Annotated in this window: 13 protein-coding genes; 10 read left to right on the forward strand and 3 right to left on the reverse strand. The window is 30.7% G+C overall.

The genetic code is table 11. The features are described from left to right. Window positions 1-115: 115 nt before the first annotated feature. Together OC535_RS01075 and OC535_RS01080 are read left to right on the forward strand one after the other, a co-directional pair. The gene (locus OC535_RS01075) at window positions 116-808 is read left to right on the forward strand and encodes a SatD family protein (protein WP_498822975.1); all 693 of its coding nucleotides are present in this window, start codon (window positions 116-118) and stop codon (window positions 806-808) included. Then, the gene (locus tag OC535_RS01080; RefSeq protein WP_227052969.1) at window positions 798-1,541 is read left to right on the forward strand and encodes a DUF3307 domain-containing protein; all 744 of its coding nucleotides are present in this window, start codon (window positions 798-800) and stop codon (window positions 1,539-1,541) included. Before OC535_RS01075 ends, OC535_RS01080 begins: the two co-directional genes overlap by 11 nt. 803 nt (window positions 1,542-2,344) lie before the next feature. Here the strand turns inward: OC535_RS01080 and OC535_RS01085 are convergent. Continuing rightward, window positions 2,345-2,752, reverse strand: a complete 408-nt coding sequence (locus OC535_RS01085; RefSeq protein WP_024721015.1) for an Hsp20/alpha crystallin family protein — start codon at window positions 2,750-2,752, stop codon at window positions 2,345-2,347. A 445-nt stretch (window positions 2,753-3,197) separates the two neighbouring features. Here OC535_RS01085 and OC535_RS01090 point away from each other — a divergent pair, with 445 nt between their 5' ends. Then, window positions 3,198-3,947: a DeoR/GlpR family DNA-binding transcription regulator gene (locus tag OC535_RS01090; RefSeq protein ID WP_227052939.1), complete on the forward strand. Its 750-nt coding sequence runs from the start codon at window positions 3,198-3,200 to the stop codon at window positions 3,945-3,947. Between the two features lie 16 nt (window positions 3,948-3,963). On the opposite strand, the gene OC535_RS01095 is transcribed toward OC535_RS01090, so the two are convergent. After that, the gene (locus OC535_RS01095) at window positions 3,964-4,857 is read right to left on the reverse strand and encodes a glycyl-radical enzyme activating protein (protein ID WP_227052938.1); all 894 of its coding nucleotides are present in this window, start codon (window positions 4,855-4,857) and stop codon (window positions 3,964-3,966) included. Between the two features lie 184 nt (window positions 4,858-5,041). Here OC535_RS01095 and OC535_RS01100 point away from each other — a divergent pair, with 184 nt between their 5' ends. The 6 genes from OC535_RS01100 to OC535_RS01125 all read left to right on the forward strand — a co-directional run bounded on the left by OC535_RS01100 (window position 5,042) and on the right by OC535_RS01125 (window position 16,142). Further along, entirely contained in the window at window positions 5,042-7,453 is a 2,412-nt protein-coding gene (locus OC535_RS01100; RefSeq protein WP_498822976.1) for a glycyl radical protein, read from the forward strand. Between the two features lie 15 nt (window positions 7,454-7,468). Beyond that, window positions 7,469-8,149, forward strand: a complete 681-nt coding sequence (locus OC535_RS01105; RefSeq protein WP_498822977.1) for a fructose-6-phosphate aldolase — start codon at window positions 7,469-7,471, stop codon at window positions 8,147-8,149. A 152-nt stretch (window positions 8,150-8,301) separates the two neighbouring features. Next, window positions 8,302-8,796, forward strand: coding sequence for a MarR family winged helix-turn-helix transcriptional regulator (locus OC535_RS01110; RefSeq protein WP_498822978.1), 495 nt, complete (start codon window positions 8,302-8,304; stop codon window positions 8,794-8,796). Between the two features lie 3 nt (window positions 8,797-8,799). Further along, window positions 8,800-10,545: an ABC transporter ATP-binding protein gene (locus OC535_RS01115; RefSeq protein ID WP_498822979.1), complete on the forward strand. Its 1,746-nt coding sequence runs from the start codon at window positions 8,800-8,802 to the stop codon at window positions 10,543-10,545. Next, window positions 10,532-12,325, forward strand: a complete 1,794-nt coding sequence (locus OC535_RS01120) for an ABC transporter ATP-binding protein (RefSeq protein WP_498822980.1) — start codon at window positions 10,532-10,534, stop codon at window positions 12,323-12,325. Before OC535_RS01115 ends, OC535_RS01120 begins: the two co-directional genes overlap by 14 nt. A 331-nt stretch (window positions 12,326-12,656) precedes the next feature. Continuing rightward, a complete protein-coding gene (locus tag OC535_RS01125) occupies window positions 12,657-16,142 on the forward strand; it encodes a glycoside hydrolase domain-containing protein (protein ID WP_498822981.1) in 3,486 nt (1,161 codons plus the stop codon). A 47-nt stretch (window positions 16,143-16,189) separates the two neighbouring features. On the opposite strand, the gene OC535_RS01130 is transcribed toward OC535_RS01125, so the two are convergent. Next, window positions 16,190-17,293: a 5-methyltetrahydropteroyltriglutamate--homocysteine S-methyltransferase gene (locus tag OC535_RS01130; RefSeq protein WP_498822982.1), complete on the reverse strand. Its 1,104-nt coding sequence runs from the start codon at window positions 17,291-17,293 to the stop codon at window positions 16,190-16,192. Between the two features lie 199 nt (window positions 17,294-17,492). Between OC535_RS01130 and OC535_RS01135 the strand changes: the two genes are divergently transcribed. Next, the gene (locus OC535_RS01135; RefSeq protein ID WP_498823078.1) at window positions 17,493-18,860 is read left to right on the forward strand and encodes an aldehyde dehydrogenase family protein; all 1,368 of its coding nucleotides are present in this window, start codon (window positions 17,493-17,495) and stop codon (window positions 18,858-18,860) included. The last annotated feature ends 15 nt before the right edge of the window (window positions 18,861-18,875 follow it).

An 18,875-nucleotide genomic window follows, 5' to 3' on the forward strand; every position in this document is an offset into this window, starting at 1 on the left:
ATATAATTATAAGCTAATATACTTATAAATGATAGTTATTAGTTAATTGACTAATAATTGTTGTTTGTAAAGTAAAAATATATTATACTGTAGTAAATACGAGGAGGTGGAGCATGTGTTTTTTGTCTTTAATAATTTTAATCCATATATTGCTATTATAGGTGATATTAAGAAATCAAAAAGTATTGAAGAGCGAAAAGTTTTTCAAAACAAATTAAATAAAGTATTAAGTGAAATAAATGAAATATATTCTGATTCAATAGCTTCTAACTTTACAATTACTTTGGGAGACGAATTTCAAGGGCTGCTGCATTCTGGGAAAAATATTATGGATATAATTCAATATATAAAAAGGGGCTCTTATCCTATAAAAATAAGATTTGGTATTGGGGTTGGAGCGATTACTACAGAAATTAATTCTAAAATATCTATTGGTGCAGATGGACCGGGATATTATAAAGCACGAGATAGTATAGAAAATCTTAAAATATTAGAGAAGAAAAATGAACGTACATTTGGTGATGTGCAAATTAAAATAGATGGAGATAATCCTTTACAAGAATTATCATTAAATTCTATTTTAAAACTCATGTATAGCATCGAAGAGGGGTGGACAAAAAGGCAAAGAGAAGTTGTTGATTATGTTTTATTTGAAAAGAAAAATCAAACTGAAACAGCACAATATTTTAATGTTACTCAATCCAATATTCAACAGATTTTGTCTAAAACTCATTTTTATGTATATAAAGACGCCTTTGATTCTGTTAATAAAATATTAAGTGAGGTAAAGGGTGATAATGACTTATAAAGAAATACTGATTATATTTTTACTTGCACATATCTTATCTGATTTTTATTTTCAGACTGAGTCTTTAGCAAGAAAAAAGGAAGACAATTTTAAATATGTATTCATTCATAGTGTGATTTATGGATTGATAACTTTAATTGTAGCTAAATTGATCTGTCAAAATATTGAAAATATATATTTAGAGATAATTATAATTTCTCATTTTTTAGTAGATGCAATAAAATATTTCTTAAAGAAAAAGGAATTTATAAGAAAATATCAAAAGTATATTTTTATAATCGATCAAATTATTCATATCGCTATATTAATGATACTTTCTTACTTTATGATAAAATCAGGAGAAAATTATCGATATAATCTAATGCTTTTAAATATATTAAATATTGTTGGAATTTCTATTCAGTCTATAATTATTCTAATTGTCCAAATACTTCTTGTACATAAACCAACAAATATCTTGATAGTTAATATAATGCAATCATATAAGCCCGTAAGTAAAGAAGATGATAATATTAAGAATACAAAAAAAGCGGGAAGGATGATTGGTACTATTGAAAGGATTATTATGTTATTTTTCTTACTAATTGAACAATATTCTTCAGTTGGATTAGTGTTAACAGCTAAATCGATAGCGAGATATAATAAAATATCAGAGGATAAAGAGTTTGCTGAATATTATTTATTGGGAACATTATTGAGTACTATTTGTGTTTTAATGATTTCTATAATTTAAATGGTGAGGATAAAATATTAAATGTTTTGATATAATGGTCTACGTTGCTTTAACAATGCAACAAAATTACTTTATTCTACTGTGTTTTTATAATTATTTAAATGCTAATAAAATAGTACGAAGAAAGATTTAAGATTATCCTGGATTTTTAAGAGCTTATTGATGTAAGAACTTTTAAGTTATGCTGAATAGCAATAAAGCAGAAAAATTAACGAACATAATTCTCAAGTAAAATGCAAAGTGATATCAACTATGAGCGGATAAAGTAAGAAATGTTAATATTATTGATGTTTTCGATATTTTATAGTATATTATAAATGAGAAAAGGACTATCGATAAACGGTTGTCCTCAAGTGAAAGTTATTTAAAAGAAATAACCATTACAATTGGCGTTGGATGGTTATTTTCTTTTGGAAATCTTTATAATTAAAGAGATTAATGTAATAAGCGTTATAACGAATTGAAATAAATCTTATCATGAGTGTTTTGACAGCTTGTGTTTTTCTTAAAAGATGACTGTTTAAAGATGCTGCTGTTTTTCTGTAAAAGATTATTAAATAGATTAATCATCTGTTAGATAATTTGAATATGCAAGTATTTGTGAAAGAAAATACAATTTTATTTATAAAATAAAGTTCCTATCTTTGTTGATGGGAACTTTGATAAAATGAGAGTTGAATATGACTTTGGATAAACATATATAATTGTAATGGTTTCATTATTTTTATTTAATTAGGATTTATCAATATTTTGATTTATTAGTATGATTTTTTATAAATAAAAAAAGCCAATGCAAATTGGCTTTAATCAATAGATATATATTTCTTTTCTTCAACTTGTTTAACAGTGTTTTTAGGAATTGTAATCTTTAATTCACCATTATCAAATGAAGCTTTAACATCTTCTTGTTTAATATCTCCGACATAGAAACTACGACTACAGCTTCCACTGTAACGTTCACGTCTAATTACATGACCTTGGTCATCTTTTTCTTCAGTATTTGCATTTCTAGTAGCACTAACTAATAGATAACCATCCTTTAATTCCATTTGAATATCTTCTTTTTTAAATCCAGGAAGTTCCATGTTTAGTAAATATTGATCATTTTGTTCACAGATATCTGTGCGCATAGCATTCACGTTAGAATAATTTTTAAAAGAATCATAAAATAAATCATCAAATACATCATTCATAATAGGTAAAAATTTCATAAAACATCGCCTCTTTCTTTATCTCAGTAGTTTTACGCTGGGATATAAAATTATTTACCTCGTTAAGGTCCTTTCCTTAACTACACTTATATTATAGCACTTATTTTAGCACTGTCAACGCCTGAGTGCTAAAAATTAATGATTTTTTATGAAATCTTATAACGATATTATGAAACCCTTTTTTGTTGTAAACGAAATTTTAATATGATATTCTTATATAGAAAAGACGATGATAAAAGAAAATCATTGCTAAATTTAAAGTAAATTGTTAGTTTTTGCTGCTTTGGCAAATAAAGAGAAGATACTGCGGTTTATAATTTTGTAAAGTGGTAAAGCTTACAGTTTGTTTTTTATAGATTAATTAAAATGATTGCCTACAGAAACAAGCGTTTATTCATAATTAGATAGACTTTGGATCGGCAGGTAGAAAGGATATAAAGTTATTATGAATAAAAGACATACTCAAATATTAGAGTTATTGACTAAAAGAAAAAAAATAGAAGTTAGCAAGCTTTCGCAAATACTGGGAGTGTCTCAAGTGACGATTAGAAAAGATTTAGCGATATTGGAAAATAGTGGGGTTCTTCTTAGAGAGCATGGCTATGCAACTTTAAATGATAGTGATGATATTAATAATCGCTTAGCGTATCATTATGATAGTAAACAAAAAATTGCTAAACTTGCTGTAGAAACTATTGAAAATGGGGAAACGGTAATGATCGAATCAGGATCTTGCTGTGCTCTTGTTGCCTTAGAAATAGCCCATACTAAAAAAGATGTGACAATTATTACGAATTCTGCGTTTATTGCTGATTATATAAGAAAAATGGGTACTGTAAAAATTATCTTATTAGGTGGAGAATATCAAAACGAGTCTCAAGTAATGGTTGGGCCGATCATGAAAAAATGTGCTGAAACTTTTTTTGTTGATAAATTATTCATCGGGACTGATGGATTTAGTGAAAAAAGTGGTTTTACTGGTAATGATTATATGCGAAGTGAGGCGGTACGTGATATGGCTAAGCAGGCGGAACATGTTATTATTGTAACTGATTCAGTAAAATTCCATCAAAAGGGTGTTGTCAATCTGGTTGATATCCATGATATTGATTATCTATATACTGATGCAAATATACCTAAAGAAGTGGAAGATTATTTACATAAACAGAATATAGAGATTTTTAAAACTGAATAAAAAAGGAGTATCACTCCTAAAAAAAACAATCGATTCCTTTATCTAAAAAGATTTGCTGGTATTCTTGTAAATCTTCAGGATAAAGGGCTTTTTTATTTTTAAAACGATATTCACGATTCAATAATTCATATTTTTTTTCACCAAATTGGTGAAATGGCAAAAGTTGTACTTTTGATAATTGAACTTCTGTTAAAAGCTTAGCGATACCTTTAGCATCATCCAATGATGCATTAAAGTCAGGAATGACTGGAATTCTTGGCAAGATTTCAATCTTTTGCTTAACTGCCCATTTCAAGTTTTGAATAATTAATTCGTTATGGACGTTTGTACCAAGAAAATGTTGATAAGAATCATAGTGTTTAATATCAAATAATATTAAATCAAACATAGGGGCTAATTCTTTAAAAATATTAGGTTGAACATAACCGGTCGTTTCGATTGCTAGATGTAAATCGTGTTTTTTTAGTTCTTTAACTAATTCTTTTAAAAAGGCAGGTTGACTCATTCCTTCGCCTCCAGAAATAGTAATTCCTCCGTTAGATTCTTCGTAAAAATCTTTATCTTGTAAACAAATCTTCACAATTTCAGTTATTTTCTTGTTTTCACCTTCATAATCTAAAGCGTTTTGAAAACAACTGTCAACACATGATAAACAACTAGTACATTTTTGGTGATCAATTATGATTTTATCGTTGATCATTTGAATTGCTTTATGTTGACAGGCATTGATACAAGATTGACAATGAATACATTTTTTTTGATCATATAAAATTTGAATTTTTTCAAGTTGTGATTCAGGATTTGAACACCAGCCACATTTTAAAGGACAACCCTTGAAAAAGATGGTTGTACGAATACCGGGACCATCATGAATACTAAATTTTTGAATATTAAATATTATCCCTTCCATAAGTACTGTCTCCTTTTTTATATTTATATGATAACATTCGTTATTTTAAATGTAAATAATAATTACGAATGAAAGTAAAATATCTTTTAATTAAAAAATCTATATTGACACAAAAGCTGTTTATGATAATATATAATTGTAATTGAAAATATAAATAATTTCAAATGAAATAAGGAGGATGAAAATGAAAAATGTTGCCCATTTTGGAGATTTAACCCCAAGAATGAATGAGTTTAGAGAAAAAGTTTTGGATAAAAAGCCCTATATTTGTGCTCAACGCGCATTGCTTGCAACAGAAGCATACAAACTGAATCAAAATCAACCAGCCGTTATGAAACGAGCTTTGATGTTAAAAAATATTTTAGAAAAGATGTCCATTTATATTGAAGATGAAACCCTTATCGTAGGGAATCAGGCAGCTTCTAATAAAGATGCACCAATTTTTCCTGAATATACATTAGAATTTGTTTTAGATGAATTGGATTTGTTCGAAAAGCGAGATGGTGATGTTTTTTATATTACTGAAAAAACAAAAGAAGATTTGCGTTCAATTGCACCATTTTGGGAAAATAATAATTTAAGATCAAAAGGTGGTGCTTTGCTTCCTGATGAAGTAAAAGTTTATATGGAAACAGGTTTTTTTGGAATGGAAGGAAAATTAAATTCTGGAGATGCCCATTTAGCTGTGGATTATCAACAAGTATTAAAAACGGGATTAAAAGGATATGAAGAAAGAGTACGACAATTAAAAGATGGATTGGATTTATGTGTTGTTGAAAATATAGACAAGTATCAGTTTTATAAAGCGGTGTTGATTGTTATTGAAGCGGTAAAAACATATGCATTGCGATTTTCAAAATTAGCTAAAGAATTAGCCATGAAAGCTGATGAAAAAAGAAAAGCAGAATTATTAGAAATTAGCCGTATTTGTGCTAAGGTTCCCTATGAACCAGCTCAAACTTTCCATGAAGCAGTTCAATCAACATGGTTCATTCAATTGATTTTGCAAATTGAATCTAATGGGCACTCTTTATCATATGGGCGTTTTGATCAGTATATTTATCCATATTACCAGCATGATATTGATCATGGACTTATTAATGATGACCAGGTGGTAGAAATACTAACAAATCTATGGATCAAAACTTTAACGATCAATAAAGTCAGAAGTCAGGCGCATACATTCAGCAGTGCTGGAAGTCCAATGTATCAAAATGTAACGATTGGCGGGCAAACACCAGATAAAAAAGATGCTACTAATGCATTATCATATCTAGTTTTAAAGTCAGTAGCTCAAACAAGATTACCACAGCCAAATTTAACAGTACGTTATCATCGAAATATGCCAAAAACATTTTTGGATGAAGCTATCGAAGTTATGAAGTTAGGTACAGGAATGCCGGCTTTCAATTCAGATGAAGTTATTATTCCTTCTTTCATCGAAAAAGGAGTTAAAGAAGAAGATGCTTATAATTATAGTGCAATCGGATGTGTTGAAACGGCAGTTCCTGGTAAATGGGGATATCGATGCACCGGAATGAGTTATATGAACTTTCCTAGAATCTTACTTATTACTATGAATGATGGAATCGATCCAACATCAGGTAAGCGTTTTGTCAAAGGTCGGGGACGTTTTGAGGACATGAAATCATTTGATGAATTGATGAAAGCGATTGATTATGTTTTGAGAGAATTAACGCGGATGAGTGTTATTGTTGAAAATGCTATTGATTTAGCATTAGAAAGAGATGTACCAGATGTTTTGTGTTCAGCGTTGACAGAAGATTGTATTGGTCGTGGTAAGACGATTAAAGAAGGTGGGGCAGTTTATGATTTTATTTCAGGATTACAAGTTGGTATAGCCAATATGGCAGATAGTCTAGCGGCAATAAAAAAACTTGTTTTTGAAGAAAAGAAAATAACCCCTGTACAATTAATGGCTGCTTTAGCTGACGATTTTACAAGTGTTGAAAACCAAAGAATTCAAAATATGTTAATTAATGATGCTCCAAAATATGGAAATGACGATGATTATGTGGATCAATTAGTTGTTGAAGTTTATAATTCGTATATTGATGAAATGAAAAAATATCCTAATACTAGATATGGTAGAGGACCAATTGGTGGTATCCGTTATGCGGGAACTTCAAGCATTTCAGCAAATGTTGGTCAAGGATATGGAACAATGGCAACTCCTGATGGAAGAAAGGCGCATACACCGCTTGCAGAAGGGTGCTCGCCAGCTCATTCGATGGATAAAAGCGGCCCAACAGCAGTTTTTAAATCTGTTTCTAAATTACCGACCCATGAAATAACAGGTGGGGTATTATTGAATCAAAAAGTAACCCCACAGATGTTAGCTAAGGAAGAAAATAAAGAAAAATTAGAAATGATGATCAAAACATTTTTTAATCGATTAGATGGCTATCATGTCCAATATAACGTCGTTTCCCGTGATACTTTGATCGATGCTCAAAAACATCCTGAAAAACATAAAGATTTAATTGTACGTGTAGCAGGATATTCAGCTTTTTTCAATGTATTATCTAAAGCTACTCAAGATGATATTATTGGTAGAACTGAACAAATATTATAGTAGGAGAAAAAAGAGATGGAATTTATTATTGATACAGTAGATTTAGAAGAAATCAAGGATGCTATAGATCACATGCCAATTACCGGAGTAACCAGCAATCCTTCGATCGTTAAAGCAACAAGTCCTAAAAACTTCTTTGAACATATGAAAGAAGTAAGAAAGATCATTGGTAAGGAAAGAAGTCTCCATGTCCAGGTTATTTCTAAAGAGTGTGATGAAATAGTCAAAGAAGGTCATCGTATTTTAGAAGAAATCGATGATCAGGTATATATTAAAGTACCGGTATCCTATGAAGGTATCAAAGCGATAAAAATTTTGAAAAGTGAAGGGCATAATGTAACTGCAACAGCTGTATATGATTTAATGCAGGCATACATGGCGCTAGCGGCAAAAGCAGATTATATTGCGCCATATGTAAATCGAATCGGGAATTTAGGAAGTGATCCATATGAATTGATCAATGAGTTATCAAATCGAATCGTTATGGATAATTATGAATGTAAGATCTTAGCAGCAAGTTTTAAAGGCCTCCAGCAAATACGCGATGCCTTTAATGCCGGAGCTCAGAGTGTAACAGCGCCAGTAGCCGTATTGAAACAAATATTTGCAAATCCAAATATTGAAAAAGCGGTAAATGATTTTAATAATGACTGGTATGATGTTTATGGTAAAGGCAAAGGAATTTGTGATTTATAGGATTAAGACAAAAGCTTAGATTATTGACAAAGTAGAATTTAAAATTCGTACTTTGTCTTTTTTTGTTTTTTATAAAATATTAATTTTATTTGTTAGGTACCTTGATATTTGTTTGTGAATAAATATAATGTAATAGATAGGAGGGTAAAGTAATGAAAGAAGTAAAAAATAAAAAGAATCTTGATATAAATGATGATATTATTATTAATTTACGTGAGATAAGCCATATTATGCACTGTTTATATGAAGGTAAGGGAAGCCAAAAAAGAATTCTTATTGTTTTAAATGAAACAGGTAAAATTACTCAACGTAAACTTACAAAGAAGTTAGGAATCCAGCCTGGTTCAGCTAGTGAGGTAATAACAAAGCTGGAAAATAATGATTGTATAATTAAAACAGCAAATGAAACAGATCATCGTACTATCGATATTGAATTAACGGAAAAAGGAAAAAAGTTAGCACTAGAAGCTAATAGTCAGCGTCATAAAAGACATGAAGAAATGTTTTCTTGTTTATCTGATGATGAAAAAAAAGAATTAGTAGCATTGTTAAAAAAAGTAAATACTGATTGGAAAGAGCGTTATCATGATATTAAAAAGAAAAAATTTCGGCCAAATAAAAGGCTGGATAGTAATAATGGAGGATAGTTTATGTGGAAATATGTAAAGAAATATTTGCATTTTGCTATTGCGGCAGGTCTTTTTATGATTGGTGAAGTTTCAATGGATCTAATTCAACCGGGAATCATGAGCAAGATCGTAGATGAAGGTGTTTTGGGACTAAAAAATAGTGGTATAAGTGATTTAAACTTGATTTGGCAGTTAGGGATACAAATGATCGGATTAGTATTATTTGGTGGATTTTGTGGTTCTCTTAATAATATGTTTGTCCATTTATCAGGACAAAATATTGGTAACGAAATTCGTAAAGATTGTTTTTTCAAGATCATGACATTTTCTTTTCTACAGATAGATAAGTTTCAAACTGGATCTCTAGTAACTAGATTAACAAATGATATTACCCAAGTACAAAACTTTGTTTCTCAATTTGTAAGAGGGATGATTCGGACATCGTTGCTTATGTTTGGAAGCATGTATTGTATGTTTCGTTTAAACCGTGATTTTGGAATAATTGTAATATGTGCTTTTCCTGTGATTATTGGTTGCTTAGCGTTTTGTTTATTTAAAGCTGATCCTCTTTTTTTAAAACTGCAAGATCAGCTTGATAGAATTAATGTAATTATGCAAGAAGATGTATCAGGCATTCGCATTATTAAAGCTTGTGTACGGGAAATTTATGAAAAAGTTCGTTTTAAAAAAGCTAATGATGATTTAATTAAGACCCAGCTGCAGGTACTTATAATTTTTGCGTTTATGAATCCGATTATTAATGCGTTAATGTATGTTGTAGTTGCAGTTATTTTATTAGTTGGGTCTTTTGAAGTTGCTAGTGGAAAAGTTACACCAGGAAGCATTATGGCAGCTATTACGTATACTACCCAGTTACTCAATGGAATCTTGATGCTCGTTATGTTGTTTCAAAATATTTCAAGAGGTCTTGTATCATGGAAACGGGTAAAAGAAATTTTATGCAGTGAACCAGAATTAAAGAATGGGCTATATAATGGTGAAGGTAAAAGCGATGGAGAAATAGAATTTAAAAATGTTTCTTTTGCTTATCCTGGTAATGGCCAGATCGTTTTAGATAATATTAATTTAACGATTCATAAAGGGGAAACGGTAGCTATTATGGGATCTACTGGATGTGGAAAGACAACACTCGTTAATTTGATATTGCGTTTTTATGATGTTAAAGAAGGTGCAGTTTTAGTAGATGGAATTGATGTACGCGAATATGACCAAATTGAATTACGAAAAAAGATTTCAATTGCTTCACAAAAAAGTGAATTATTTAATACAACGATTGCTAAAAATATTGCTTGGGGTGATCCTGGAGCATCACCGGAAGCCATCAAAGAGGCAGCTAAGATTGCTCAAGCAGATGATTTTATTTCATCATCATCAGATGGTTATCATACAGCTGTTTTAGAAAGGGGAATGAGCTTATCAGGTGGTCAAAGGCAGCGAATATCGATTGCTCGAGCGATTTTAAAATCGTCAGAAATTTTAATTTTTGATGATGCTACAAGCGCCTTAGATCTAATGACAGAAGCTAAATTATATAAAGCTTTACAGCAATCAAAACCACAAGTTACTAAAATTATTGTTGCTCAAAGAATTGCTTCTGTACGCAATGCTGATAGGATCATTATTTTAGATAATGGAAAAATTTTAGCGTGTGGTAATCATGAAGAATTATTGAAATCATGTACTGCTTATCAAGATATTTATCATTCTCAAATTGGAAAGGAGGATGTAAACAATGGTAAATCGTAATATGCCAGGAACGAACCATCATCAGCGTTTTGTTGAAGTGCAGTATGCAAAAAATATTAAAACAACAGTTAAACGGATTGCTAAATATTTTATACATGAAAAGTTAATGGTAATTTGTATGTTGATAGTCGTTATCTTTGGAACGCTTTGTGGAATATATGCTCCTAGTTTACAAAGTAATGTTATTGATATAATTGCTGGTAGTGTGACAGGTAATTTTAATAACATGCTCTTTTTTATGTTTATTGTTTATATGTTTTATAGCGGGAGCCAATTGTTGCAAGGTTTTTTAAGTGCTAAAATCAGTCAGCGGGTTATCAAAAGAATGAGAGAAGAATTGTTTAGTAAGATCATTGATTTACCGGTTTATTATCTGGATACAAATTCTTATGGTGATATAATGAGTCGAATGACTAATGATATAGAAAATATTTCTACAACGATTTCGCAATCATTGCCTTCATTGTTTTCTGGGGTATTGACGATCATTGGGACGGTAGGAATTATGTTCTGGTATTGCTGGCAGCTTGCTTTGCTTAGTTGTGTAACGGTCTTATTAACTTTGCTGGTGACAAAAGTTCTTTCAGGAAAAGTTCGAAAATTTTCACGAAAAAGACAGGCGTTACTTGGTAAACTTAATGCGACTGTAGAAGAAATGCTTTCAAGCTATCGTACAGTAGTAGCTTATAATCATCAGGATATTACAACTGCAGATTTTTGTGATACTTCTGATCTACTTACTAAAGCTGGAATAAAGACTGATATTTTTAGCGGGGTAATGGGTCCTGTTATGAATTGTATTGGGAATGTTGGTTTTGTGATCATTGCTGCATTTGGAGGTTATTTTTCAGTTAAAGGATTAATTTCAGTAGGTGTTATTTCAGCTTTTATTGTTTATGCAAAACAATTTAGTCGACCAATCAATGAGATTGCTCAAATCTATGGTCAGTTACAAACTGCGATTGCTAGTGCAGAGCGTGTTTTTGATGTGTTAGATGAAATAAATGAGGATAAATCAGGAGAAGAATTTATTCAAGATAAAAAGGCGACGATTGTTTTTAAAAATGTTAAGTTTTCATATGATAAGAAGAATCCAGTTATTTACGATTTTTCACTTACGGTTCCTTCGGGAAAAAAGGTTGCTTTAGTAGGCGCCACAGGTAGTGGAAAAACTACGATCGTTAATCTTTTAATGAGATTTTACGATATTGATAGTGGAGAAATTTTTATTAATGATCAGCCAATTAAAAATATTTCAAGAACTAGTTTAAGACAAAATATTGCTATTGTACTACAAGATGCTATCTTGTTTTCTAATACTGTTCGTGAAAATTTGAAATATGGGAATAAAGATGCTACTGAGCAACAGTTGGAAAATGCGGTAGAAATGAGCCGGTGTAAAGATATGCTTCAAAAACTGCCTCAAGGCTATGAGACGATATTAACTGGTTCAGGCAAAAATATTAGTCAAGGGCAAAAACAGTTACTTACTATTGCTCGAGCTTTTATTGCTGATCCTAAAATTTTGATTTTGGATGAAGCGACATCTAATGTTGATACCCGTACAGAAAAAGCAATACAGGATGCTATGATGGAGATAATGAAGAATCGAACAAGTATCATTATTGCTCATCGTTTATCAACAATTCGTAATGCTGATATGATTGTAGTTATGGATAAAGGAAAAATTGTGGAAAGTGGTGATCATGATACTTTGCTGGCTCGAAAAGGAAAGTATTATCAGTTGTATATGACACAGTATGCAGGATTTACGATATAGTATGATTAAGTGTTTTAGTAATTAAAACACTTTTTATTTTGGGATATTAATAAATGCAATTTGTTAGTTAAAAAGTGTAAGCGGGATATATATTAATTGGGATAAATTGAATGTATAATATATTTAATAAGAGGTATTTTTACATTAAATATTTAATTGATTTTATATAATAATAGGTAAATTTTATAATTTAAAAGATATGGTTTTTACGATAAAGTATAAATATATGAGGTCGAATCATCACTTATAAAATTATTATCGGGGGAAGTGATTTTGTAGGGAAAGATGTTGCCGATATTAAAGCTAACTGATAAAAAAGGAGCGTGAGAAAATGAAGAAAAATCTGTTAGTTATTAAAAAAATATTTATAGTTGTTTTAACTGTTTTTATGGTTTTAATGGGCTGCCCTGAAGTAAAAGCAAATCAAATCTATTCAGAAATGATTATTAATGATTCTGATGTTGGTGAAGATGTTAATCAGTTTTGGTTTAGTGATGGCTGGGTGCATGAGGGTGGCTATCCCAGCTTATTTGAAGGTGGCGATGAACATTGGACAACTAAAGCGGTTTTCAATGAGAATTATCCATCATATTCGTTAAAGTTTTTAGGGAATAGGGTTACGTTATATGGTCATCGTGTTAATGATGGATGTATGGCAGATGTTTATATTGATGATATAAAAGTAGGGGAAATCGATTATTATCGTAATGGTAGAGCAAATAAAGAAATGTTGTATCAAAGTTCATTATTAGAAAATGGTCTACATACGATTCGAGTGGTATTAAATGGTAGTAAGAATGTAAATGCTGGAGATAATTATGAAGCAGCGGTTGATTACGCTGTAGTTGAAAGTGAAGAGATGGAGTATTTTGCTACAGATATCCAGTTAAGTGATTTACAATTAAGATTAGAAGAAGGGATGCAAAAACAAATTACTTATACGATTCTTCCATCTTATGCAACACAAATACCTGATGTTATTTGGACAAGTGAGGATCCTGCGGTTGCTGCTGTTGATCAAAATGGTTTAATTACAGCAGTTGGTGCTGGGGTTACGAAAATTACAGCAAAGCTGGAAAATACAGATATTTTTAAGCAGGTAGAAGTAACCGTGAAACCTTGCAAAAATGAAATTATAGGGATAATTAGTGATAATAATAAACATGCATATCCAGAACAATATTTATCATATATTAACGATCTTTATGATAAAGATTTAGCGTCTTTACAAACGTGGCGTAAAGATGTTTGGAAAAATGATGAAGTAACGAGTCGAATCGATATTTTTACGAAAGCGAAAGAATATCCGGCTGTATCATTAATAGCCGATGATTTAGTTGATCAAGAAGGGAATGTTATCAGTAAAGAGAATATTCATCTAACTTATATGGATACGGCAATAGCGCATACATCTAATCAACGTATCTTTGATATTATCTCTCATGATACGCAAAGGAATTTAGAGGCAAATCAAATGTATAGCGCATGGGTGGATATAACGATACCAAAAGATGTTCAAGCGGGATCATATACTGCAACGATATCATTAGTATCGCAAGGTGAAATTTTAACAGAATTTATATATCAACTTGATGTCTTGGATCTTGTGTTACCAGAATTTCAATCACAGATTGAATTATGGATGTATCCATACAGTTCAAATCGTTATTATTCAGGTAAATCATCTAGTGAGTATTTTGGCACAGATGTAACTGATTTGTATTATGTTCATTTAGATGATCAATATCAGGTGGGATTAGAGAGTCAACTGGAACTTTATAAAAGAATCGGTGGGGATGCTATTACTGTTACGGTAGTAGAAGATGCTTGGAATAGTCAAACTCATGATCCTTATCCTTCGATGGTAAAATGGACAAAGAGAGCTGATGGAACATTTAGTTTTGATTATACTGATTTAGACAAGTGGGTCGAATTATGCATGAAACATGGTATTGATAAACAAATCAAGGCATTTTCATTATCGTGTTGGGGAAATCGAATTACTTATTTTGATGAAGCGACAAATCAGGTGATTTTTGAAAGACCGGATACTGGTTCGCAGCGCTGGAATGAATTGTGGTCGATCTTTTTACAAGATTATGTTAAACATATGGATGAAAAAGGCTGGTTTGATCTAGCGTATATGTCAATGGATGAACGTCCTCTTAGTGAAGTTACACCTGTATTAGATTTAGTTGAATCAGTAAAAAATAAAGATGGTAAGTCATTAAAAACTTCACTTGCAGTATATAATTATGATACTGAAAGTATTTTTGACAGGATCGATGATCTATCGCTTTCAATATCGATTGGTTCTCAAGATAAGGCAAAAGAAATTACAAAACAAAGATCACAACAAGGTTTAATAACCACGATATATACATGTGGAGCCCAAAATAGTGCCATGTTAAATAATCCTGGAGAGAGTGTGGCATCTATTTATGAAAGTTATAAAGATGGTACAGATGGATTATTACGCTGGGCTTTTGATTCTTTTAATGCCGAACCGCTTATCACTTCTCAACATGATTTGTTTGCAGCTGGTGATTTATACTTGATTTATCCTGATTTAAGAGATGCAAATTATAAGGCTCAATCTACACCAAGGTTTGAAAAACTTATAGAAGGTTTAAGGGATATTGAAAAACTTCGCTATTTAAAAGAAACATACAGCTGGCTAAGTGCTGATGTTGAAAATGTTATTAATAAATTGAGTTATGATATTACTTCATCACAAAAGCTTATTGATCAATTATCTAAACAGGCAGCTAATGGATCAGTAGTTCCTTATATTTCAATTAACGAGCGTGATATTGAATTATACCCAGATCAAACAAAACAGTTAACGGTTACAGTATCACCTGAAAACTTATTAACAGAGATTTTAAAACAAACAGCAATTATAAATGATTTCGATGAAAATGTTGTTTATAAGGGAATTTGGCATACTGATGAAGGATATCCAAGTATGTTTTATAATGGTGATGATCACTGGTGTTCACCAGTTGATGGAGATGATGCTAAAAACTATGGCTATGAATTTGATTTTTACGGAGATAGTTTTGCGGTTATTGGAAATTTAGAATATTTAAATGGGAAATTTGATGTATTTATTGATGGTGAATATGTAACAACAGTAGATGCTTATAGTTCGGGAAGAATTGTATATTCTCGCTTATATGAAAGTGAGCGTTTGGAATTAAAAGATCATCATGTTGTAATCAAAGGTAGTGGTACAAAAAATGTTGTATCTACTGGATATAATATGCAGCTAGATTATATTGAAACTTATATTCATGAAAAATTAGTATGGCAAAGTAGTGATGATCATATTGTTACAGTAGAAGATGGTGTGATTACAGCTCATAAAACAGGTATGGCTGATATTACAGTTAGTGGTGGTGAATATAATGATACTATTCATGTTAATGTAAAAGTGGATCCTGCTACTATTGATCTTAGTGAGCTTGAAAAAATAATTGAAGATGCTAAAATGATTGATTTGAACGCATATCAAGAGATAGGAAAATCTGAGTTTGAGATGGCATTAGAAAATGCTGAAAACATTCTAATTGATCCAATTAATCAAGCAACAGTAGATATGGCGGTAAATACATTAGCTAATGCTATCAGGAATTTAATTAAAATTGTTGAAAATCCTGAAAAACCAATTGAACCAGATAAGTTAGATGATACAAATATATCTAAATCACCACAGACTGGAGATTTTTCAAAAGAATTAATTTATGGATATTTCATGGTAGTTTGTACAATAATCATATATGTGTGCAAAAGAAAAGAAAATAAGATGTTTTAACGAAAAAAGATTATCCTTGACGGGATAATCTTTTTCAATCAGTGTTTTTATAAAAAGTCTTGGCAAGAAACAAGAAGATCTATTTTTTTCCATTGAGTATCTTCATCAATGCAGTTTCCTTCTTCTACAGAGGCAAAACCACATTGAGGAGATAGAGCAATATTATCACCGACAATTGATTTGGCTTCAAGATATCTTGCCTTGATTTCATCGTGTGATTCTAAAACAGGATTTTTAGTAGATATCAAACCAACTACAAAAGTGGTATTTGTTCCTTTTAACTGCGCCCATGGATCAAAAGAACCAGAACGCTCATCATCATATTCTACGAAAAAACCATCATATGGAATTTGACAAATGATTGGTGCTACTGAATCATAAAAGCCTTTAAAGAGAGGATAACCTTTAAAATTCCCTTTGCAAAAATGACTTGCAATAACCATATCTTGAGGTTTGTTTTCTAAAGCTTTTGTAGAAACTTTTTTAAACCACTGCAAGATTTCATTTTTTTGATAGCCTAATTTATCAACTTTTGCTAAAAAATCATCGTCAATAAGATATGTCCAGGAAGTATCATCGATTTGCAAATAGCGACAGCCATGGTCATATAGATCTAAAATAGCATCTTGATAAGCTGTAGCGATATCATCGATAATGGCATCGATATCATTGCCATAATAAGGGGTATCTTTTATTCCTAATTGTAAGAAATGATCAACTAAAATCATATTAGGACCAGAGATACATTTTTTAGCTTCAATACCAGGGTATTTTTGAGCTAAGTTATAAAGAAAATCCCAGGCTTCAATTTCAGGATGTGATTTATTTTTATCATAAGATATTTTTCCTTCAATCAAACCTAATTCAATATGGTTTACAACACCGTTTCTTTCTTTATCGAGGTGTTTGGTTGTAAAGCCGTCAAATTCTTTTAGCCAGTCTAAATGCCACCAACGACGTCTAAATTCTCCATCTGTTACGTATTTTAATCCATGATCAACTTCTTTTTCTACTAGTTTTGTGATTTCTTGATCTTCTATTTTTCTTAGTTGTTTTAAATCAATTTCATTTTTTTGATATTGAGCACGTGCTTCTTTAATTTCTTGAGGTCTTAAAAAAGAACCAACGATGTCATATTTTATATTTAACATGTACTTATCCTCCTGTTATTGCATATAATAACTTGTCTTTTAATTATTGTAAAATACAGAAAAATAGCACTTTGTTATAGTTATTAGCTATAATGAGATTAAAATATCTTATTTATAGAAAAACATCTAAATTTTATTTATAATTATAAATATATATTTTTATTTAATAAATTAAATATAAGGAGGTTATGTTGTTTTAATTCAACTATATAAAATGAAAAATATTGAACAAATTGTTAACCAACAGCATGAATATTTTAAAACTTTAAAAACATACGATTTTAGTTTCAGAAATCAACAATTGACATTACTTTATCAAAAGATAAAAGAATATCAAAAAGATATTGAGCAGGCTTTATATCAAGATTTACGGAAAAGCTCTTTTGAAGCTTATTCAACCGAGATCGGTTATGTTTTAAAAAGCATTAGACATATGCAAAAGAATTTAAAAAAGTGGATGAAACCAAACCGAAAAACAGCACCATATTATTTATTTGGTTCATATGATACAGTTACTTATCAACCTTTAGGGATAAGTTTGATTATAGGACCCTTCAATTATCCTTTTCAACTCGTAATTGAACCATTGATTGGTGCGATTGCTGCTGGAAATTGCGCAATCGTTAAGCCCTCAGAAAACGCTCCTGCCACAGCTAAAATAGTAAAAAGAATTATTGACGAAATATTTGTAGATAAATATATTTGTTGTATTTTAGGAGATGCATCAATAACGATTAAGTTAACTCATAGTTTGGTTGATCATATTTTTTTTACAGGGAGTATTGAAGTTGGTAAAAAGATAATGAAAGTAGCTAGTGAACAATTAATACCAGTTACTTTAGAATTAGGAGGAAAGAGTCCTGTTATAATAGAAGATAGTGCTTTATTAAAGGATGCTGTTGAAAAGGTTGCCTGGGGAAAGATTTTGAATGCGGGACAAACTTGTGTTGCTCCTGATTATTTAATAATTAGTGAAAAATTAAAAGATGAGTTTATTCAAATGTGGCAAACTGTAATTGAGAAATTTTTAAGTCAAGATGATTATGCTAGAATAGTTAATGAGCGACATTTTGATCGTTTAGTTAATCTTTTTGATAATGAAAAAATATATACCGGGGGTAATTATGATCGTGATGATCTATGGATCGAACCAACTTTAGTTAGTGGAAATGATAGTAGTTTTATGGATGAAGAAATTTTTGGTCCTATTTTACCAATCATCACATATAAAGATCGTGATGAGATCGTAGAAATTATCGAACGCCATCCGTTTCCTTTGGCGCTATATATTTTTTCTAATGATAAACAATATATTCAATATTTAACAAAACGATTATCATTTGGCGGTGGTTGCATAAATGACTGTATAAGTCATTTAGTATCAGCTAAGGTGCCGTTTGGGGGTGTTCGCTATTCAGGGATGGGACAGTATCATGGTAAAGATAGTTATATTGCTTTTAGTCATAAACAGACGATTCATCATCGTTTTTTGAAAAGAAACTTTATCTCATTATATCCACCGTATTCAAAGTATTTATATAAGTTGGTAGAAAAAGTATTAAAGTAGTGATGGAAGTTTTTA

Source organism: Clostridium sp. Marseille-Q5894, from assembly GCF_946902305.1.
GTDB lineage: Bacteria > Bacillota_I > Bacilli_A > Erysipelotrichales > Coprobacillaceae > Thomasclavelia.